This window comes from Acinetobacter sp. A1, from assembly GCF_012371315.1.
Classification (GTDB): domain Bacteria; phylum Pseudomonadota; class Gammaproteobacteria; order Pseudomonadales; family Moraxellaceae; genus Acinetobacter.
Genome location: NZ_JAAZQY010000011.1, coordinates 25,152 through 45,402, shown reverse-complemented (window position 1 = coordinate 45,402; position 20,251 = coordinate 25,152). Strand labels below are relative to the sequence as shown.

The window sequence follows — 20,251 nt, the reverse complement described above, 5'->3', positions numbered from 1 at the left end:
GATGTTGGCACGTCGTATAGTTGCAAAACACGTTACCAAGACCACGGCATTGGCTATGTTTGGTGCCACCGCAATTCTGTCAGGTTTACAGGTGTTGTTTACCTATTTGGGAGAGTTGGGTTCACTCAAAGAAGGCTATGGCGCATGGCAGGCACTGCTGTATGTGTTGTGGGGTGCACCAACCTATCTTTATGAAATTTTACCTATTTCTGCCTTAATTGGTGCAGTTTTAGGTTTGGGTACTTTGGCATCCAACAGTGAATTGATTGTGATGCGCTCTGCGGGAATTAGTCTGTGGCGTATTGTGGGATGGGTCATTCGTTCCGCTTTGGTGTTGATCGTTCTGTCGTTTGTACTCAGTGAGTGGGTGATACCGTATACCAACGAACAGGCCAAAAGTGTTAAAAGTCACCGCAGCGTAGCGGAGTTGGGCGAAGTTCGTGGCTATTGGTCACGTGAAGGCAATCGTTTTATTTATATTGACTATGCCAATGCCCAAGGTCAGCTAAAAAATGTGCAGGTGGTCGATTTTGATGACAACTATCGTTTACGTGGCACGCTGTCTGCCGAACAAGGGCAGTTTGTAAAAGATGGTAGTTGGTTGCTGAATCAAACTGAACAGATGGATATTTTGCAGGCAGGTAACGCGACCTTGGCCAAAAATAGCCAACAAGCATTGGCTTTGGCTTTGCAGCCGAAATATGTACACATGGTCACCATCGACCCTGAAGATTTATCACCTAGCCAGTTGGTGAGTTTCATGAGTTATATGCATGAATACAGCCAAGTGCCAAAAACTTACCAATTGGCCTTTTGGCAAAAACTTGGTGCGCCATTTGCCCTAATTGCCTTGGTGGTGATTGCCTGTTCCTTTATTTTTGGGCCGTTACGTCAGCAATCTATGGGTTTTCGTTTGGTGATTGCCTTATTTGTGGGTTTAACCTTCTTTTATTTGCAGGATTTCTTGGGCTATGCAAGCTTGGTTTATGCACCATCGCCTGCGTGGTTCGTATTTATTCCTATTGTTCTGATGTTTGTCATCGGCGGCTATTTATTGCATCGTGCACGCTAAGTGCGCACCGATGCTGCTGCATTTCTGTTTGATTGGCTAAACCTATCTGAATCAGTGGTGGAAACCATCTTCTGAACATAGAGTCTTGACGCAAAATTCGTTAAGATAGCATGATTAATTTGTAGACGAAAAAGAGTATTGATTATGGCGGATGCAACTGCTGGCAAAATCCCTCACGTATTGGTGATTATGGATGGTGTGGGTCATCGCGAAGCGGTCGAAGACAACGCGTTTTTAGCAGCGAAACGACCAAATTTGACTGCTATGCAGGAAAAGCATCCGCATGGTTTGATCTCTGGTTCTGGTGAAGATGTTGGCCTGCCAGATGGTCAAATGGGCAACTCTGAAGTGGGTCACATGAACTTGGGCGCAGGGCGCGTGTTATACCAAGACTTTACCCGTATTACCAAAGACATCCGCACAGGTGCTTTTTTTGAGCATGAGGTGTTGGTGGATGCTGTAGAAAAAGCCAAAGCTGCTAACGGTGCAGTGCACATTTTGGGTTTATTGTCTGAAGGTGGTGTGCATTCGCATGAAGATCACATTGTGGCGATGGCAGAATTGGCACTTAAACGTGGTGCAAAAGTGTATCTACATGCCTTTTTAGATGGTCGTGATACACCACCCAAAAGCGCACAGCCTTCTTTAGAAAAACTGGATGCATTATTTGCACAATATCCAGGTCAGGGGCGTATTGCTAGCTTAATTGGCCGTTACTTTGCAATGGATCGTGACAACCGTTGGGATCGTGTAGAACAAGCCTATCGTCTACTCACTGAAGGTGAGGCAGTGCGTACTGCTGCAACTGCGGTAGAGGGCTTGGCAGCGGCTTATGCAGCAGATGAAAGCGATGAGTTTGTTAAAGCCACTCGTATTGGTGAAATTGCCCAGATTCAAGATGGCGACAGCGTGGTATTCATGAACTTCCGTGCTGACCGCGCGCGTGAATTAACCAAAGCCTTTGTGGAACAGGACTTTGCTGGCTTTGAGCGAAAAGTTGTGCCGCAATTGTCTAGATTTGTGATGTTGACCCGTTATCAAGCCAGTATTGCTGCGCCTGTGGCGTATATGCCAGAAGATTTGAAAAACTCAATTGGTGAGTACTTATCAGACTTAGGTAAAACCCAGTTGCGTATTGCCGAAACTGAAAAATATGCACACGTGACCTTCTTCTTTAGTGGTGGCCGTGAAGATGAATATCCGGGTGAAAAACGCATCCTGATTCCATCACCAAATGTGGCAACTTATGACTTAAAACCAGAAATGAGTGCTTATGAAGTGACCGATGAACTGGTTGCTGCAATCAATTCAGGTGAGTATGACTTGTTGGTGGTGAACTATGCCAATGGCGATATGGTCGGTCATACTGGTGTTTTTGATGCTGCAGTGAAAGCGGTTGAAGCGGTCGATACCTGCTTGGGTCGCGTCTATGAAGCGGTGATGGCGAAACAGGGTCACATGATTATTACTGCTGACCATGGTAACGTTGAACAAATGCAAGACTATGACAGTGGTCAGGTACACACGCAACATACGACTGAATTGGTGCCATTCATTTATGTAGGCCCAACACAGGCGACTATTGCAGAAGGTGGTGTGTTGGCAGACGTTGCGCCAACTTTACTGAATTTGATGCAATTGCCTGTCCCTGCAGACATGCAAGGTCGTAACTTAATTTGCCTACAGGCATAACCTCAGACTGGTGATGGAATGACGGCTCACAAAATTTATGCATTGGCATTAACGACATTGCTGTTGTGGGTTGGTCATTCCCAGACTTGGGCTGCACCTGATGAGTTAGAGCTGGATGGGCCAACACAGGCACAGGATTATGTAGATGTGCCTGTCGAGGCGATTCAGGAGTTTGTACAAATTTATGGCATAGTCAAAGACAACTACGTGACTGAAAAAAGTGACGATGCCTTATTTCAGCAAGCCATTCGTGGCTTGGTGAGCGGTTTAGACCGCTATTCGCGTTATTTAACTGCAGAAGAATATAAACAGCTTCTACAATATACCGAAGGCGATTTGGCTTCGGTCGATTTTAATTTACGTTATGAAATGGCCCAGCAGCAGTGGGTAATTCAGAACTTAAATACCGATGCAGACTCTGCCAAACAAGGACTGCGTAATGGTGATAGCCTGTTCAAAATTGATGATCAGGAATTAAGAAAACTCACTGCAGAGCAGGTCAATAACTTGCTCACAGGTTCAGTAGGTTCGACTTTAAGTGTACAGCGTGCGGCCAATCAGCCCTCTATGTTATTGGTGCGCAACAAAAAAGTGGAAACTGATATTCAGGCACAAATGCTTCCGAATCAGGTCTTGTTGCTTAAGGTCCGCGTGTTTCAGCAAGATACTGCTAATGAAATCAAACGCTTAATTGAAGAACGTAGTACACCACGTTTAAGAGCTGTATTGATTGACTTGCGTAATAACCCAGGGGGCTTGTTGTCTGCTGCAGTAGAATCTGCCGATTTATTTCTAAATCAGGGTGTGATTGTATCGACCAAAAGTCGTTCTGAGGGCGATCAGCAATTTCAGGCATTACCAAGTTTTGAATTTCAAAATTTAAAAGTAGGGGTACTGATTAATCAGCGTTCGGCTTCGGCCGCAGAGGTTTTTACGGCTGCTTTGAAAGATCACGCACGGGCTTGGGTCATGGGTGAAAAAAGCTATGGCAAAGGTGTGGTACAGAAGCTGTTTCCCCTCAGCGATGGTTCGGCCTTGCAAATGACAGTTTCGCATTACTACACCCCACGTGATCAAATGATTGAAGGCGTAGGGATTCAGCCGAATCAGCAATATATCCAGACTGCAGAGATGAAAGAGGATGCGTATTTAGAGCATGTGGCGAACTTGTTGCTCAGTCGCCGTTAATACATCTCTGGCCACTCACAACTTACACCGCATACAGTTTGAAGATGAATAGTGCTTATTCATCTTCAGTATCGAGCCCAAATTTTTTCAAACGATAACGTAAAGAACGGAAAGACATCCCTAGTTTTTTTGCGGCCAAAGTGCGGTTCCAGTGGGTTAGATTCAGGGCATTCAGTAAAATATCTTTTTCCATTTTTTCTAAATAAGCTTCTAAACCTTCTTCTGGCAGTTTACGTCCTGTTGGCATCGCATCTGACATGAGTGTGTTATTTGTGTCTGAGGATGACGGAGTCTCAGTGCTAGTTTCCATACTAAACTGTCGTAATGGCGCAGTTTGCAGGTGTTGTAGATCAATGACGGCATCTTCACTCAGGGTCATGGCGCGTTCAATAATATTGCGTAATTCACGCACGTTGCCAGGATAGTATTGTTCCAGTAAAAATTGCTGGGCCCGTGGGGTGAGCTGTTTAGCAGGAATATCCCATTCTTGTGCGACTTTTTGAATGAAGTGATCTGCTAGTAATAAAATATCTTGTTCACGTTCACGCAGGGCAGGCAAAACCAAATCCATCACATGAATACGGAAAAATAAATCCTGACGGAAACGTCCTTGCTGAACCAAACTTTCTAAGTCTTGATGACTGGCACTGATCACACGAAAATCGACATCAATTTCGGTGTCTGAACCGACAGGACGAATCCGTTTTTCCTGAACCGCACGCAGCAGTTTGACTTGCATACTCAGTGGCAACTCGGCTATTTCATCTAAGAACAAGCTGCCACCATGTGCAGATTGAATCAAACCCTGTTTGTCTTGGGTTGCGCCTGTAAAGCTGCCTTTTTTATGCCCAAACAGCTCGCTTTCCATGAGCTCGGTTGGAATTGCCCCGCAGTTAATTGCAATAAATGGCCCTTCATTGCGGTTACTTAAACGGTGTACCAAATTGGCAACTACTTCTTTACCTGTCCCTGACTCCCCAGTAATAAATACAGGCGCTTGCGAGCGGGCAATTTTTTTGATGGTGCTGCGTAATTGCTGAATAGGCAAAGATTGCCCAATCAACATTTTGTATTCGAGTTGATCTTGGCTGTTTGGTTCGGCTTTATCAAACGGCTTATTTAGCGCTTTTTCAAGGAGTTGCTGCAAATGCATCTGATTAACTGGTTTGCTAACAAAGTCAAATGCACCCGCCTTTAATGCCGCAATTGCAATTTCCATATTGCCATAAGCTGTTAACACGGCTACGGGTAAATTGGGATATTGCTCTGCAATGAATTCCACCAGTTGTATACCATTGCCATCGGGTAGGTTTAAGTCGGTTAAACAAGCATCATAATGATGTTCAGCCAAACGCTGTTTCGCTTGTTCCAGACGGTAGGCCACATGAGTTTGAATGCCCATGCGAGCCAAAGTCATTTGCATAAGAGTACAAAGGTCTTCTTCGTCATCGACCAATAAAACCAAAGGTTGAACAGCGTGCATATTTTCCCCAAAACAACACAAAAACTACATCGTTAAATAAAGACTAAATCGCGGGTGGGCATTGGCATTTAATTCTGAAACATGCCCCTTGTTTTTGTTCTACATAGCTTAGCTTGGCTTGATTGGCTTCGCAAAAACTATGTGATAAATATAATCCTAAACCAGTTCCATTAATTTCGGTACTGAAAAATGGTTGGAACAGATAGCGAATATCCTGACTGGCAACCCCTGAGCCAAAATCCTGTACATCAATGTAAATATGACTTGCTTGATGATATGCATGAATTTCTATGGCTTGCTGATCTGCTGAATTGTGTCGAATGGCATTGCGAATCAGGTTTATTAGCACTTGGCGTAACTGTAATTCATCAAACAGAATACTGATTTGATTTTCAAGTTGCAGCCGAATTTTACTGGCAGCATCGGGTAAATCTTCCCTAATGAGTTGCGGCAAAAATTGGTTTAGCTGAATCACTACAGGTGTGGTTTGTTTGTTTTTCACCATACTTAAGGTGTCGTGAATAATTTTATCAATCCGGGCCGCTTGTTTACTGATCATGCCGGACAACAATTGTTGTTGTGCTGCGTCACTGCCACTGAGGAGCGTATTGGCCTGTACAATGGCAGCCAGTGGATTACGGATTTCGTGGGCAATACTGGCTGATAATTGCCCTAAGGCCGCCAGTTTGAGTTGCTGGACTTGTTGATTTATTTTTTGTCCATCCTGAAGTGCCAATAAGGTTAATGTTTGATGCGGTACTTTGAGTTTTTGCACCTGAATATGCACGTGAAAATTGCTGAGTTGTGATTCAAACTGAAATTTTTCACCATCTTGTAACTGGTCAAATTTGAACAGATCAAATAAATCGGGCTGAATTTTATACAGTGGATAGGTTGAGTGTGCGTATTGTGCAGGAATACCCAATAAATAACAGGCCGCAGGGTTGCTTAAAACCACATGACAATTTTCATCTAGCACCAGATAACCCATTTCCGTTTGTTCTAAAATATACCGATTAATATTTTGTAGGCGGTGCAGTTCTAAAGATTGCGAAAAGTTGAGATTTTCTAACAGCTGAAAGCGTCGTACCGCAATACGGCCACTGCCATAGACCACCCAAAATAAAAATGCCAGCAGGGCACTATGACCAATATTATTCAGTGAAGAAAAGGCCAGTAAGCTGCCAACAAAATGTTGGTAAATCACCATAATCATGGCAATGAGGGTGATGGCTAAGGCTTTACGTTTTTGCAGCAATAACGATGCCGCAAAAATCGTGATCACAAACAATAAACTTAAATAGAGGTTGGGTCCATCGGTTGCAAAAGTCAGGCTACTCAGCGCAATAATATCAACCGCAAAAAATAGAGTCAGTTGTTGGCTGCTTTTGAAGGGAATATATTTATAGCTGATCAGTTGCACACAGCTAAACACAAAATAGCAGACCAGTGTATACAGATATAAACCAGGATGTTGATACTGTGAACCAAGCTGCTGAAAGGTGATTAGGGTAATCAGCAGTAAACAAAAGGCAATTAAAAGCCGATACGCACCATACCACATGCCAAGATGATACTGATTTAACTCAGAATGTTGTTTTAAATCTGGCATAGGGTCATCGTCTTATACACGGATAAAATGCACAACAAGCACACAGTAAAGATTAAGGCTTAATCAATCCATAACGAATCGCAAGGTGCGTGAGTTTGACATCACTATCAATATTTAATTTTTCAAAAATACGGTAGCGGTAGGTATTCACCGTTTTTACACTGACAAAGAGTTTATCGGCAATTTCCTGTGCGCTGATACAGTTCACCACCATCATTGCCACTTGCATTTCACGTTCTGACAGACTATCAAAAGGCGATTGTTGCGTGTCAGATAAGTATGAACTGGCCAGTTGCTCGGCAATATCAGCACTGAAGTATTTGCCGCCCTGCATGACTTTTTTGATGGCACGTACCATTTCACTGACAGGTGCACCTTTGGTGATGTAGCCCTTTGCTCCCGCCTTGAGCAGTAAAGAAGGGTAAGGTTCTTCTGCCAAACCACTGACCGCCAAAACTTTAGTGTCGGGTGCAGTCTGCAACAAGCGACGCGTGGTTTCTACACCACCAATGCCAGGCATGTTTACATCTAATAACACCACATTGGGATGATGTTGACGTACTAAGGTAATCGCTTCTTCACCTGATTCAGCCTGTCCAATCACCTGTACATCGGCATGGTCTTCGAGCATACGGCAAATCCCAGTACGTACCAATTCATGATCGTCCACTACTAAAACTGTGATCACCTACACTCTCCCTTTGAAAAAATCATCTTTTTTGTTACATAAAGCAAAATTAGCTTGCAATGAAACGACAAAATTAGCAATGCTATTCTTAATCCAGAATGAAAAGTTCTGCACAATATCCTGGCAAAAACTATTCATTGTTGTATTTTTTTTAATGTAAGGCATATTTGAGGTAATACGCAAATGTATCTTACCTCCCTGAGTTGAGTAAGCAGTCGTGAAAAATTCTAAGAAGTCGTTAATGCATGTGCTGATCGCATCTATGATGCTCAGCCTAAGTTCTGTCAGTTTTGCTGAACTTGTCATCAATCCTTCCTCTGGGAGCGACGGTCAGGCGACATTAAGTTGGTCTTCAGAGCAAGCCGATCAATTCTTAAATGGTGATCTGGCAAGTAGCAATGCGAGCGCTCAGGCTACACCAGACACTTATGTTGCAGAGCCTACACCGCCAGGTTCAACCAAAATTACCACAACTGTACGTAGCAGCAATGGTGTTGCACCCGCGTCTACTACGCCAAAAACTGTCCGTATTTTAGATACTTCTGCTTATAGCAGCCAGCCTTCTGTTAATGCTCGCGCAGCTTTAGTGATGGATGCGCAAACTGGTGAAGTACTGTACAGCAAAAACACAAACGTAGCATTGCCAATTGCTTCAGTGACTAAAGTAATGACTGCAGTGGTCACCTCAGATGCCCGTTTGAATATGTCTGAACAAATTACCTTACAATCAATAGACTTTGCAGGTGCTGCAGGCAAAAACTCAAGTTCGACTTTACGTGTGGGTGACAAGCTCAACCGTGCCGAAGCATTATTATTTGCTTTAATGAAATCGGAAAATCCAGCAGCAGCAGCCTTAGCGCGTACCTACCCAGGGGGCAAAAGTGCCTTTGTTGCAGCCATGAATGCAAAAGCACGTGAATTGGGCATGAATGCTACCCGCTTTACCGAAGCTACAGGTCTAGACCCGCGTAACGTTTCTTCTGCACGTGATTTGGGAATTTTGGTGAGTACTGCCTCGCAATATGGTTTGATTCGTCAATTCTCAACGACGCCAACGTATGACTTTAACTTAGGTTATCGAGTCTTGAAATCTAATAATACCAATGCGTTAGTGCGTAATGGTGGCTGGAATATCAATCTGTCTAAAACAGGATATATCAATGAGGCAGGGCGTTGTGTGGTGATGCACACCACTTTAAATAACCGTCCTGCAGTGGTGGTACTTTTAGGTGCAGACACCTCACAAGCACGTACCAATGATGCAACCCGTTTAATGAGCTGGGCAAGTCAGTTGCCAAAACGTATTTAAGCGAGCATTCAGCTTTAATGGTGTGATTCTCACGATTAAGGCTGAAAAATCTGAACAGAAATATAGACAAGAAAAAACCCTGCCAAAGCAGGGTTTTTTAATGACACTTCAAATTTTACATATTTGAAAGAATCGAGTCTTTTACTTGTTGCATGGTGGCATCAATTGACAACATAACAGCATCTGCACATTGTTTCATGGCTGTGTCAGGGTCTTTTAGACCGTTACCTGTTACGGTACATACAATCACAGAACCTTCTTTGATTTTACCCGCTTTGATGTCGCGCATTGCACCACCAATAGACGCAGCAGATGCAGGCTCAACAAATACGCCTTCATACATAGACAGCATACGTTGTGCTTCTAAAATTTCGGCATCGGTCAATTCATCAAACCAACCTTCTGAATCACGTACCACTGCTTTAGCATGGTTCCAGCTTTGTGGGTTACCAATACGGATTGCAGTTGCAACAGTTTCTGGGTTTTCAACAGGCGCACCACGTAAGAATGGCGCAGCACCAGACGCTTGATAACCGACCATGATTGGACGGTCTTCAGGGTTTGGGCCTGTGAATTTGTCAGTAGCTGCGTCATATACCACCTGCTCGAATTGATCTGCAGGTTGGTTGGCAACTGCTTCGGTATATCCCATCCAGTGAGCAGTGATGTTACCTGCGTTACCTACTGGTAAGCAGTGGTAATCTGGAGCACGACCTAATTCATCTACAATTTCATAAGCGATGGTCTTTTGACCTTGTAGGCGGTAAGGGTTGATTGAGTTCACAATCGTTACAGGTGCTTGGTCAGCCACTTCTTTAACGAGGCGCATACCATCGTCAAAGTTACCACGAATTTGCATGGTGATTGCACCGTACATCATCGCTTGTGCCATTTTGCCCATGGCAATTTTGCCTTCTGGAATTAAAACGAATGCTTTAATGCCAGCACGGGCAGCATAAGCTGCAGCCGCAGCAGAAGTGTTACCTGTAGATGCACAGATAATGGCTTTTGAACCTTCTTCAACCGCTTTGGTCACTGCCATGGTCATACCACGGTCTTTAAATGAACCTGTCGGGTTTAAGCCTTCATACTTCACATAAATTTCAACATCTTTACCAATAATGCGTGGAATATTCTCAAGCTTAATGAGCGGCGTGTTACCTTCGCCTAGAGAGATTGCACGTGTAGTTGCAGACACTGGTAAACGGTCACGATAACGGTCAACTAAACCAGTATAACGATTGGCATTCGACATGATGATGTTCCAATTGTGTGTAGAGCTTGGCAAGGGGAAATATTCCCCTCCACCCGATTAGTTATCAAGCGATTCTAAACGAATTCGTACAATTTCGCCATGAATGGTTGGCAATGCTTGAATTTGTTGTAACGCTTCATCCATTTTTGATTCCTGAACTGGGTCAGTCAGAATCACGATAGGAATAAGGTCTTTTAAGCGTGATTGTTGCATGATGGCATCAATACTGATGCCTGCACGGCTTAAGATGGTGGTTACATCGGCAAGAACACCAGTTTGGTCTTCAGCATTAATACGGATGTAGTAGCCAGTGGTCATTTCTTCACGGCTTAGAATTGGCAAGTCGGTTAATGCTTCAAATGCCAATTGTGGAATCGTACCTGCACCATCTTCGGTATATGAAATATCACGGACAATGTCGACAACATCGGCAACCACAGCAGACGCTGTTGGGCCTGCACCTGCACCCGCACCATAATATAAAGTTGGGCCAACAGCATTGGCTTGTACCAAGACTGCATTTTTTACGCCGTTGACGTTGGCAATCAATTCTTCTTCAGGAATTAAAGTTGGGTGGACGCGAAGTTCAATCCCTTTGTCGGTACGACGTGCAATCCCTAAGTGTTTGATGCGGAAGCCTAGTTCTTCTGCATATTTCACATCTTGCGCTGTGACTTTGCCAATACCTTCGGTAAAGACTTTGTCAAACTGTAGTGGAATACCAAAAGCACATGAAGCCAAAATGGTCAGTTTGTGTGCAGCATCAATACCTTCAACGTCAAAGGTTGGATCGGCTTCGGCATAACCTAATTCTTGCGCTTCTTTCAGGACATCTTCAAAGGTACGGCCTTTTTCACGCATTTCACTTAAAATAAAGTTGCCAGTACCGTTAATGATGCCTGCTAGCCATTCAATTTTGTTGGCAGCCAAACCTTCACGAATTACTTTAATAATTGGAATACCGCCTGCAACTGCTGCTTCATAGGCAATTTGTACAGCATTGTCTTCTGCTGCTTTAAATAGCTCATTGCCATGTTCTGCAAGCAGGGCTTTGTTGGCAGTCACGACTTGTTTGCCGTGTTTCATCGCTTCCATGATGACTTCATACGCAGGGTGAATACCGCCCATGACTTCAACCACGACGTCTACATCGGGTTGACGTACGATGTCCATCAAGTCATCACTTTGCTTGACAGATTCTGGCAAGTTGAGGTCTGGACGCGGACGACGTGTTCCCACATAGGTGATTTCAATTTCACGACCGGTGCGACGTCTAATCTCAGCAGCATTTTCTTTTAATAGTTTAAGGGCACCACCACCCACAGTACCAAGACCGAGGATTGCCAGACGAACTGGTTTCACGTCACACTCCATATTAATCAACTTTAAGCGAGTTTAGATCATAGCTAAAAAAACGCGCTGACTCTAGGGCAGATCTCACTTATCTTTTGTATATAAAAAAAAGTAAAATCACAGATAAAAATTCGTTATTTATATTGGCTCTATGGACGCTTCATCTTAGTTTATGACCAAGATGAAACATCCCAAAAACTGCGTATTTTTAGTTTTCTAAACGCTTCACCAATTCTGAAGTAGACAAATAGCCACCCAAATAAACGCCTTCAGCATTATAAATTGCGGGCGTGCCATTTACGCCCATATTTAAACCCAGTTGATATTGAGCACGAACTGGGTTTTTACAGTTGGCAGGGGCAATTGCTGCACCATTCATAACCGCATTAAAGGCTGCATGGCGGTCTTCACTACACCAGATCGCTTCCATGTTTGGCATGTGCTGTTCGCCACGTGGCCAAGCAATGTAACGGACTTCAATCCCTTTGCCGTTCATTTCATCCATTTGTTCATGTAGACGATGGCAATATGGGCAGCTGACATCGGTAAAGACATAAATTACATGTTTGGTTTTGCCTTTGGCAGGGAAGACCAGTAAATCTTCCTGCTTTAATTCAGCAAAGATTTTTTTGTTCACGCCTGCTTGCAGGTTTTCACTGACGTTGTGCAGTTCTTTGTCGCCTAAACGAATTACGTCACCTTGAATAATATATTTGCCGTCACTGGTGGCATAGACTGAAGACATGCCTTCTAGGCTGACCCAAAATAGGTTGGGTACTTCAGTGGCTTTAATATCGGTAATTTTGGCACTGATGCCTGCAGTTTTAAAATGTTGCTGCAAGGTCGTGCTTAGACGTTGTTGTGCATTGCGTTCAATTAGAGTCGATGCTTCACCTGTAGCGGGAGCACTTGCGGTGAGCGTAGTTTGCTTTTTGTCTTCGTTATTGGCATTTGAGCAAGCGGTGATTGCAAAAGCACTGGCAAGTGAGCAGGCAATCAAAAGTGTTGAGCGGGTAAATGTCATAAACAACCCTTTCTTGTTGGCGTAAAAAATAGAGCGTTAGCATAACAAAAAATAGTCGTGATCGTTAAACTTCTGCGTCGTTTTTGATTTTAAGCCCGTGGATGGTGCTGGGCATGTAGTTGCTGCATACGGACTTGTGCCACATGTGTATAAATTTGTGTGGTAGATAAATCACTGTGTCCGAGCAGCATTTGTACCACACGTAAATCTGCACCATGATTCAGCAAATGGGTGGCAAATGCATGTCTTAAGGTGTGTGGCGATAACTCGGCCTGAATGCCTGCTTGCAGGGCATAGCGTTTAATGGCGTACCAGAAGTTCTGGCGACTCATAATGCCGCCATGCTGCGTTAAAAATAGATAATCTGTGGCGGTTTTATACAGTTGTGGGCGCGATTCTGTTAAATATTGCTCGATCCATTCACATGCGACTTGCCCCATGGGTACTAAGCGTTCTTTATTGCCTTTTCCCACAATGCGTAAATAACCTTGTTTGAGGTTAATCAAGTCTAGACGCAAGTTGAGTAATTCAGTGACACGTAAACCGCAGGCATACAGGACTTCCAGCATGGCACGATCTCGTAAGCCCAAGGCCGTCTGAATATTCGGTGCTTGAATCAATGCATCGACATCGGCTTCGGACAAGTCTTTGGGTAGAGCACGACCTAACTTAGGTGTTTTATGTGCTGCAACAGGGTTGTCGGAACGTAGTTTGTGTTCTCTTAAAAATTTGTAAAAAGAGCGCAGGGCAGAAAGACAGCGTGCTATCGAGCGTGGACTTTTCTGTTGTTTGGTCAGCGCAATCAACACATCAGAAATATCATCATGTTGCCAGTCTGGCATGGGTTTACTGACATATTCGCTGCACTGAATTAAATCGGATAAATAGGCATTACGTGTATGTGGGCTCACACTTTGTGCAATTAAATCATTGCGATAGCCTTCCAAAAAACTCAGGGATTCTGGAATTTGAATTGCAGCAGGAATACGCGGTTTTTTGTTCAGCATAGTGATCACATGAAAAATCCCAATGTTGATTGGGGAAATCGATAATAAGCATAGTTATTTCCTACTCTAATCCAATTCAGTAAGCCTGTCGATGTGATATAAAACCATTAAATGTAAGTTGACCTTATTTGTTAATTATTCTCATTTGCGTATATAATGGGCAAAATAGTATAGGAATTTCACGGTGCGTTTGTCAGAACTCAAAGCAAAACAAACAGCCATCATTCGTCAGGTACTTCGGACTGCCGATGGTGGAACATCCCTAAATGATTTGGTTGCGAATCGCTTAGAAACGTTGGGCTTTGTGCCTGGAACGCCTGTGCAGGTGATTACCAAAGGTATTTTTGGTGGAGATCCGATCTTAATTCAGGTGGGATTTACCCGTTTTGCCTTGCGCAAAGTGGAAGCTGATCGCGTTGAAATTGAACAGGGAGTAACTGCATGAGTGATCCCTTACGTATCGCACTTGTAGGGAATCCAAACTGCGGTAAAACTTCTTTATTTAACCATTTGACAGGGACGCGTCAGAAAGTTGCAAACTATGCGGGTGTTACCGTAGAGCGCAAAGTGGGTCAGTTCAACTTGCCTTCGGGGCAGGCGGTACGTGTACTGGATTTACCAGGTACATACAGCCTAGAAGCCACCAGCCCAGATGAAGCCATTACCCGTGATGTAGTGCAGGGCAAAATTGCTGAAGAAGGTCAGCAAGATGCATTTTTGTGTGTGGTCGATGCGACCAACCTGAAACTGCATCTAGGTTTAGTACTTGAAATGATTGAGTTGGGACGTCCAATTTTATTGGTGCTCAACATGATGGATGAAGCACGCCGCCGCGGAATGCAAATTAATACGCAAAAGCTATCTGAGCGTTTGGGTGTGCCTGTGGTGGAAACCGTTGCGGTGCGTGATTCAGGTATTCAAAATTTAATGAATGCGTTGGATTTGGGTAAGTTTTCGGTACCACAGACTGAATTGACAGGCTTAAAAGGCAGCCAGCACCAACGTATTCAAACCATTTTGCATGATGTGGTGCAGTTTGTAGATGAAGAAGACAAACGCTCTGACTTTCTAGATAAAATTTTTCTGCATCCTGTGTTTGGCTTGGTAAGCCTTGCCGTGATGATGTTCATTGTATTCCAAGCTGTTTTTGCTTGGGCTGCACCATTTATGGATGGTATTGAAAGCTTCTTTGGCTGGTTAGGCGAGGTGCTTGGGGAAAATATCTCACATCCTTTGCTGAACAGCTTAATTGTAGATGGCATTATCGCAGGTGCAGGCGGTGTGGTAGTGTTCTTGCCACAAATTCTAATTTTGTTCCTGTTTATTCTGATTTTAGAAGAATCGGGCTATTTGCCCCGCGCTGCATTCCTACTAGATAAGCTGATGTTTAGTGCAGGCTTGAGTGGTCGTGCCTTTATTCCTTTGTTGTCCAGTTTTGCCTGTGCAGTTCCAGGGATTATGGCCACCCGCAGCATTGCTGATCCACGTGATCGTTTAACCACGATCATGGTTGCGCCATTGATGACTTGTTCCGCACGTTTGCCAGTATATGCCTTATTGATTGCGGCGTTCATTCCAAATCAAACCGTTTGGGGCATGTTTAATTTACAAGGTTTGGTGTTATTCGGTCTTTATATGGCGGGTATTTTAAGTGCCTTGGGCGTATCGTTTGTGCTCAAATTTTTGCAAAAAGACAAATCTGAACACGTGTTGTTAATGGAATTGCCAAGCTACCGTTTTCCAGACCTAAAAAGTGTGTGGATTGGTTTGCTAGATCGCGCCAAAATTTTCTTAAAGCGTGTCGGTGGCATTATTTTTGCGCTGTCTATTTTGCTATGGTTTTTGTGTACCTTCCCACAACCGCCAGAAGGCGCGACCATGCCTGCGATTGATTACAGCTTTGCAGGGATGTTGGGGCATGTGTTACAGCCAATTTTTGCACCCATTGGTTTTAACTGGCAGATTGTAATTGCTTTGATTCCTGCCATGGCAGCACGTGAAGTAGCCGTGGCAGCATTGGGTACAGTCTACGCCTTGTCTGCAGTTGATGAAGATGCCATGTCCGAAGGTTTGGCTGCTTTAATTAGTGGCGGTGGTGAGCTTGGTTGGTCATTGGCGACAGGTTTGTCATTGTTGGTGTGGTTTATTTATGCACCGCATTGTTTGGCGACTTTGGCTACTGTAAAGCGTGAAACAGGTTCATGGCGTACAGTCAGTTTTATGACGGTGTATTTATTTGGTTTGGCCTACTTTATGTCATTCCTGACTTATCAAACAGCCTCATATTTATTGGGTTAAGGCTATTTTAGGTTTCACAGGAGAAGACGAACATGATTGAAATTCTGATTGTTGCTGCACTGGTACTGTGGAGTGCGGTAGTGGTTTTTAAAAAAGTCTTTCCCAAGGCTTCTAGCGCAGTTTTTCTAAAACTGTCCAATTCCTGCGCAGAAAAAGGTTGGCATGGTTTGGCAAAGTGGTTGAAGCCTGCGGCAGTGGCAGGTTGTGGTGGCAGTTGTGGATGTGACAGCAAAGATCAACCCACCGAAAAGAAAGTTGAAGTCCAAGCAGTGAAATGGAAATAGCCACATCTGTCCAACTTTACTGAGATGTTTTAAAAAACCGTCAGCGATCTGACGGTTTTTTTACGCACTGACACAAAAAATTTGCAGAAACTGCAAACAGAAAAAGCATTCAAAACAGCAAAGTGCTACCATTTTGTCAGTTTCAAAATTACCGCACAAAATGGGGCAAAAATGTTAATACAACGTGGTGGATTAAAAGTCGTTGCAGGGCTTGGTATTTCGGGTGTTGCAGCCGTTAATTTCTTACATCATCAGGGTTACCGCGTTGCTGTGACAGACTCTCGCCCCACACCTCCAGGACATGATCAAATTCCAGCCGAGGTTGAAACTCGTTTTGGGGAGTTTGATCAGGATTTATTGCTGTCTGCAGAAGAAATTGTGATTAGCCCTGGATTAGACCCAAAATTACCTGAAATTCAGGCTGCCATGGCGCAGGGTATTCCTGTGGTGAGTGAAATTCAAATATTACGTCGTGCAACCGACAAACCTATTGTGGCTATTACTGGTTCAAATGCGAAAAGTACCGTGACCACGTTAATTGGTTTAATGGCAGAGCAGGCGGGTAAAAAGGTAGCTGTGGGTGGTAATTTAGGCCGTCCTGCGTTGGATTTGATTAAAGATGATCCTGAGCTGTATATATTGGAACTCTCCAGTTTTCAGCTAGAAACCACATCGAATTTAAATGCAGAAGTGGCGGTGGTGCTGAATATGAGTGAAGATCACTTAGACCGCCATGGCGATATGCTGGGTTATCACACTGCCAAACATCGTATTTTCCAAGGTGTCAAAAAAGTGGTGTTTAACCGTGATGATGCCTTGAGCCGTCCGTTAGTACCCGATCAAACCCCAATGCAAAGTTTTGGCTTAAATGCGCCTGACCTAAACCAATTCGGTTTATTAAAAGATGATGATGGCAGCATGTGGCTAGCACGTGGGCGTGAGCGTTTATTGAAAAGTACCGAAATGTATATTCAAGGTACGCATAACATTGCCAATGCCTTGGCTTGTTTGGCTTTGGGTGAAGCGATTGGTTTACCTATGGCAAGCATGTTGGAAACGCTGAAAACTTTTAAAGGTTTGGAACACCGCTGTGAATTTGTCAAAACCTTGCATGAGGTGCGTTATTATAATGATTCTAAAGGCACCAATATTGGTGCGACTTTGGCGGCTTTGGATGGCTTGGGTGCTGCAATTCAGGCTCAAGGTGGGCAAGTCGCCATTATTTTAGGTGGGCAAGGCAAAGGGCAGGACTTTACTGCGCTGCGTGCTTCCTTGCAGCAATATGCCAAACTCGCGGTGTTGATTGGTGAGGATGCACCGCAAATTGAAGCTGTAATTGCGGGTACGACCACACTTTTGCGTGCAGAGACCTTACAACAGGCAGTCGAAATTTGCCAACAACATACACAAGCGCATGATGTGGTGCTATTGTCACCTGCATGTGCAAGTTTTGATATGTTCTCGGGCTATCCAGAACGTGGTCACAAGTTCGTTGCTTATGTTAACGCGCTGGTATAACAACAATAAGGGATGAGATATGGCTGGCTTGGCTCAGACAACAATCAATAAACTCAATCAGGTCTATGACCGTTGGCTGCCAAAACTGCCTGCGGAAATAAATGTGCGTAATGTGCTGATTTTTAGTGTATTGGCATTGTTATGTATTGGCTCGATTATGGTGGCATCGGCGTCGATGCCCTATGCAGAGCGTATGCATGAAAATGCTTTTCACTATGTTTTCCGCCATGGTATTTCGATTGTGGTGGCCTTGGTTGCTGCTTTTGTTGTGTATAAAGTGCCGCTGAATACATGGTTTAACAATACCTTTTTTCTGTGGATTGTCACCATTGCCTTATTGATTGCAGTTTTGGTGGTTGGTACTGAGGTTAATGGCTCTAAACGCTGGATTCGGGTTGCAGGATTTACCTTACAAGCCTCTGAAGTCGCCAAAGTCATGATGGCCATATTTACTGCAGATTATGTGGTGCGACGTGCCGAAGAAGTGCGTAACAATATTAAAGGCTTGGTACGTCTTGCGGTGATTATGGCCGTGACCGTTGGTTTGGTGATTGCAGAGCCAGACTTAGGGGCTACTGTGGTGATTGCCTTGACCATGCTGGGCGTCTTCTTTTTGGCAGGTGCACCGTTAATTCAGTTCGGGATTGCCTTCGGGGCAATTATTGCCGCCTTTGTGTTTTTAGTGGTGTTCGAGCCGTATCGCTTTGAACGCTTAATGTCGTTCTCAAACCCGTGGAATGACCCTTTGGGTGTTGGCTATCAGTTATCTAACGCTTTAATGGCATTTGGTCGTGGTGAGTGGGTTGGTGTAGGTTTAGGGCACAGTATTCAGAAAATGTCCTATTTACCAGAAGCGCACACAGACTTTATGTTGGCTGTGTTGGGTGAAGAGTTCGGCTTTTTGGGTATTTTTGTGGTAATCAGCCTGTCTTTTGCGATGCTGGTTTCTTGTATTAAAATTGGTCATCGTGCCCTAAAAAACCAATATTTACGTGCAGGCTATTTGGCGTATGGAATCAGCATCATCTTCTTGTTGCAGATTATGGTGAATGCGGGCATGAATATGGGCATGTTGCCAACCAAAGGTCTGACGCTACCATTCATTAGTTATGGTGGTTCATCTTTGATTATGTGCGCAGTCATGGTGAGTCTAATTCTGAAAATTGAAGCCTCGACCCATGAAACCAATCCAAGCCGTGAAGAATCTAGTTTCTAGTCTTAAGCTTCTAGATTCATCTCTTTAGCAGAATTCGGCTGAGCATGGTTTAGCACCATGCTCGGCATTTCAGTTCCACAATGTAAACACTTCACCGTAGCATTCTGCTGTTTCGACACAGGAAAAAGCGGAATAAAAAATAAAGAAAAATATTGCCGCCGTTGTCTTAATTCATATCTGCTGTGGGTACGACAAACAGGACAAGTAAACTGATTGCTTTCCACGACTTTGGTTTTCGGCCCTACACCAAAAATAAAAAACATAGATGCTTCTGCCTAAATCTGTGAATGTGACTTTGAGCATAAACGAATCTGGAATTTTATAAGTAGCAACCGTGTAACGTAGTGCCTACAGGAATACGAGATGCATCCCATTGTTGAATGCCTTGCAGCAACATACGTGCTGGCGTGTCTAGGGTGATTGGGGGCTGATTTAGCGCAGTAAACGCAGCCTGTAGCAATTGTGAGGCTTGTGTTAAGTCCAAAGCCTGAGCAAGGTTCTGTTTAGACAGTTTCTGTCCTTGCGCATTCATGGCTAAAGGCAAGTGCATATAATTAAGGCGTGGATAGCCTAACAATTGCCCCAAATAAATTTGTCGTGCGGTGTTGTCCAGCAAATCTGCACCTCGAACCACATGCGTGATGCCTTGCAGATAGTCATCCACCACCACCGCCAATTGATAGTTGATAATGCCATCGCGCCGTTTCAATACAAAATCTCCCAAGTCTTGCGCTAGGTTGGAACATTGTTGACCCTGTAAACGGTCTTGAAAATAGATGTCCTGATCGCTCACTTTAACGCGAATGGCTTGTTCTGCAAAATCTAGCCCTAGATTACGGCAGGTACCTGCATAAATATGATCAGAGCCAAGCATTTTACGGGTGCATTGACAGGCATAGACTAAATCTTGTTGCTGTAACTGTTGTAATACGGCTTCATAAAGCTCAAGACGATCTTTCTGGAAAATAATTTCAGCATCAGGTTTAAATTGAAAAGCATCTATGCAGCGCAAAATATGGCTTTCACTGCCTGGGTAGATACGAGGAATATCGGTATCTTCAATGCGGACGAGCCATTTGCCGTGCTGAGCTTTGGCATCACAATAACTGGCTACTGCGGTAATGAGTGAGCCAAAATGCAAAGGGCCGGTTGGCGATGGCGCAAACCGACCTGTGTAGCGAGTGAGCGAAACATCGTTTCGCTGCTGCTCAAGCTCCGAACTGTGTTCGGCTAGGTAATTCTCAACAGTCAC

The 20,251-nt window shown here is 44.1% G+C and carries 18 protein-coding genes; 9 read left to right on the top strand and 9 right to left on the bottom strand.

All coding sequences use genetic code 11. From position 1 onward, the window contains the following. Position 1: 1 nt before the first annotated feature. The 3 genes from lptG to HHA41_RS05990 all read left to right on the top strand — a co-directional run bounded on the left by lptG (position 2) and on the right by HHA41_RS05990 (position 3,952). A complete protein-coding gene (gene lptG / locus HHA41_RS06000) occupies positions 2-1,072 on the top strand; it encodes an LPS export ABC transporter permease LptG (RefSeq protein WP_168460950.1) in 1,071 nt (356 codons plus the stop codon). A 144-nt stretch (positions 1,073-1,216) separates the two neighbouring features. Continuing rightward, a complete protein-coding gene (gpmI, locus tag HHA41_RS05995; protein ID WP_168460948.1) occupies positions 1,217-2,764 on the top strand; it encodes a 2,3-bisphosphoglycerate-independent phosphoglycerate mutase in 1,548 nt (515 codons plus the stop codon). Between the two features lie 18 nt (positions 2,765-2,782). Next, positions 2,783-3,952, top strand: coding sequence for a S41 family peptidase (locus tag HHA41_RS05990; RefSeq protein ID WP_168460945.1), 1,170 nt, complete (start codon positions 2,783-2,785; stop codon positions 3,950-3,952). Positions 3,953-4,007: 55 nt separating this feature from the next. Here HHA41_RS05990 and HHA41_RS05985 read toward each other — a convergent pair whose 3' ends face one another. Genes HHA41_RS05985 through HHA41_RS05975 form a run of 3 tightly spaced genes read right to left on the bottom strand, consistent with a single transcriptional unit; the run spans position 4,008 to position 7,735 of the window. Next, positions 4,008-5,435: a sigma-54 dependent transcriptional regulator gene (locus HHA41_RS05985; RefSeq protein ID WP_168460943.1), complete on the bottom strand. Its 1,428-nt coding sequence runs from the start codon at positions 5,433-5,435 to the stop codon at positions 4,008-4,010. A gap of 43 nt (positions 5,436-5,478) precedes the next feature. After that, the gene (locus HHA41_RS05980; RefSeq protein ID WP_168460942.1) at positions 5,479-7,047 is read right to left on the bottom strand and encodes a HAMP domain-containing sensor histidine kinase; all 1,569 of its coding nucleotides are present in this window, start codon (positions 7,045-7,047) and stop codon (positions 5,479-5,481) included. A gap of 52 nt (positions 7,048-7,099) precedes the next feature. Further along, a complete protein-coding gene (locus HHA41_RS05975; protein ID WP_004975702.1) occupies positions 7,100-7,735 on the bottom strand; it encodes a response regulator in 636 nt (211 codons plus the stop codon). 217 nt (positions 7,736-7,952) lie between these two features. Between HHA41_RS05975 and HHA41_RS05970 the strand changes: the two genes are divergently transcribed. Further along, positions 7,953-9,044: a serine hydrolase gene (locus HHA41_RS05970; RefSeq protein ID WP_168460941.1), complete on the top strand. Its 1,092-nt coding sequence runs from the start codon at positions 7,953-7,955 to the stop codon at positions 9,042-9,044. Positions 9,045-9,159: 115 nt separating this feature from the next. On the opposite strand, the gene thrC is transcribed toward HHA41_RS05970, so the two are convergent. The 4 genes from thrC to xerD form a co-directional block, all read right to left on the bottom strand. Then, a complete protein-coding gene (gene thrC, locus HHA41_RS05965; protein WP_168460940.1) occupies positions 9,160-10,299 on the bottom strand; it encodes a threonine synthase in 1,140 nt (379 codons plus the stop codon). A 57-nt stretch (positions 10,300-10,356) separates the two neighbouring features. Then, on the bottom strand, positions 10,357-11,661 hold the full coding sequence (locus HHA41_RS05960) for a homoserine dehydrogenase (protein ID WP_168460939.1): 1,305 nt from the start codon (positions 11,659-11,661) through the stop codon (positions 10,357-10,359). A gap of 199 nt (positions 11,662-11,860) precedes the next feature. Next, complete coding sequence (locus HHA41_RS05955; protein ID WP_168460938.1) at positions 11,861-12,676, bottom strand: DsbC family protein; 816 nt, start codon at positions 12,674-12,676, stop codon at positions 11,861-11,863. A gap of 89 nt (positions 12,677-12,765) precedes the next feature. Continuing rightward, complete coding sequence (gene xerD, locus HHA41_RS05950) at positions 12,766-13,683, bottom strand: site-specific tyrosine recombinase XerD (RefSeq protein WP_168460937.1); 918 nt, start codon at positions 13,681-13,683, stop codon at positions 12,766-12,768. Between the two features lie 184 nt (positions 13,684-13,867). Here xerD and HHA41_RS05945 point away from each other — a divergent pair, with 184 nt between their 5' ends. From HHA41_RS05945 to ftsW, 5 genes are all read left to right on the top strand, one after another. Continuing rightward, positions 13,868-14,128, top strand: a complete 261-nt coding sequence (locus HHA41_RS05945; protein WP_168418377.1) for a FeoA family protein — start codon at positions 13,868-13,870, stop codon at positions 14,126-14,128. Next, entirely contained in the window at positions 14,125-15,981 is a 1,857-nt protein-coding gene (locus HHA41_RS05940) for a ferrous iron transporter B (protein WP_168460936.1), read from the top strand. The genes HHA41_RS05945 and HHA41_RS05940 overlap by 4 nt, the downstream gene beginning before the upstream one ends. Positions 15,982-16,013: 32 nt before the next feature. Continuing rightward, on the top strand, positions 16,014-16,265 hold the full coding sequence (locus HHA41_RS05935) for a DUF6587 family protein (RefSeq protein WP_168460934.1): 252 nt from the start codon (positions 16,014-16,016) through the stop codon (positions 16,263-16,265). A 171-nt stretch (positions 16,266-16,436) separates the two neighbouring features. Further along, positions 16,437-17,783, top strand: coding sequence for a UDP-N-acetylmuramoyl-L-alanine--D-glutamate ligase (gene murD, locus HHA41_RS05930; RefSeq protein WP_168460933.1), 1,347 nt, complete (start codon positions 16,437-16,439; stop codon positions 17,781-17,783). A gap of 19 nt (positions 17,784-17,802) precedes the next feature. Continuing rightward, positions 17,803-18,999: a putative lipid II flippase FtsW gene (gene ftsW / locus HHA41_RS05925; RefSeq protein ID WP_168418382.1), complete on the top strand. Its 1,197-nt coding sequence runs from the start codon at positions 17,803-17,805 to the stop codon at positions 18,997-18,999. A 2-nt stretch (positions 19,000-19,001) separates the two neighbouring features. Here ftsW and HHA41_RS05920 read toward each other — a convergent pair whose 3' ends face one another. Further along, positions 19,002-19,262 carry a zinc ribbon domain-containing protein gene (locus HHA41_RS05920; protein ID WP_168418384.1) on the bottom strand — a complete coding sequence of 87 codons (261 nt, stop codon included), beginning with the start codon at positions 19,260-19,262 and terminating at the stop codon, positions 19,002-19,004. Positions 19,263-19,318: 56 nt separating this feature from the next. Beyond that, positions 19,319-20,251, bottom strand: a complete 933-nt coding sequence (gene gluQRS / locus HHA41_RS05915; protein WP_168460932.1) for a tRNA glutamyl-Q(34) synthetase GluQRS — start codon at positions 20,249-20,251, stop codon at positions 19,319-19,321.

What these genes read in the sequence shown, in the direction of transcription:
- thrC (WP_168460940.1), bottom strand. Translation starts at nt 10,299, where the DNA reads ATGTCGAATGCCAATCGTTATACTGGTTTAGTTGACCGTTATCGTGAC.
- xerD (WP_168460937.1), bottom strand. Translation starts at nt 13,683, where the DNA reads ATGCTGAACAAAAAACCGCGTATTCCTGCTGCAATTCAAATTCCAGAA.
- HHA41_RS05990 (WP_168460945.1), top strand. Translation starts at nt 2,783, where the DNA reads ATGACGGCTCACAAAATTTATGCATTGGCATTAACGACATTGCTGTTG.
- HHA41_RS05935 (WP_168460934.1), top strand. Translation starts at nt 16,014, where the DNA reads ATGATTGAAATTCTGATTGTTGCTGCACTGGTACTGTGGAGTGCGGTA.
- HHA41_RS05920 (WP_168418384.1), bottom strand. Translation starts at nt 19,262, where the DNA reads ATGTTTTTTATTTTTGGTGTAGGGCCGAAAACCAAAGTCGTGGAAAGC.
- HHA41_RS05985 (WP_168460943.1), bottom strand. Translation starts at nt 5,435, where the DNA reads ATGCACGCTGTTCAACCTTTGGTTTTATTGGTCGATGACGAAGAAGAC.
- lptG (WP_168460950.1), top strand. Translation starts at nt 2, where the DNA reads ATGTTGGCACGTCGTATAGTTGCAAAACACGTTACCAAGACCACGGCA.
- HHA41_RS05955 (WP_168460938.1), bottom strand. Translation starts at nt 12,676, where the DNA reads ATGACATTTACCCGCTCAACACTTTTGATTGCCTGCTCACTTGCCAGT.
- murD (WP_168460933.1), top strand. Translation starts at nt 16,437, where the DNA reads ATGTTAATACAACGTGGTGGATTAAAAGTCGTTGCAGGGCTTGGTATT.
- HHA41_RS05980 (WP_168460942.1), bottom strand. Translation starts at nt 7,047, where the DNA reads ATGCCAGATTTAAAACAACATTCTGAGTTAAATCAGTATCATCTTGGC.
- ftsW (WP_168418382.1), top strand. Translation starts at nt 17,803, where the DNA reads ATGGCTGGCTTGGCTCAGACAACAATCAATAAACTCAATCAGGTCTAT.
- HHA41_RS05940 (WP_168460936.1), top strand. Translation starts at nt 14,125, where the DNA reads ATGAGTGATCCCTTACGTATCGCACTTGTAGGGAATCCAAACTGCGGT.
- gpmI (WP_168460948.1), top strand. Translation starts at nt 1,217, where the DNA reads ATGGCGGATGCAACTGCTGGCAAAATCCCTCACGTATTGGTGATTATG.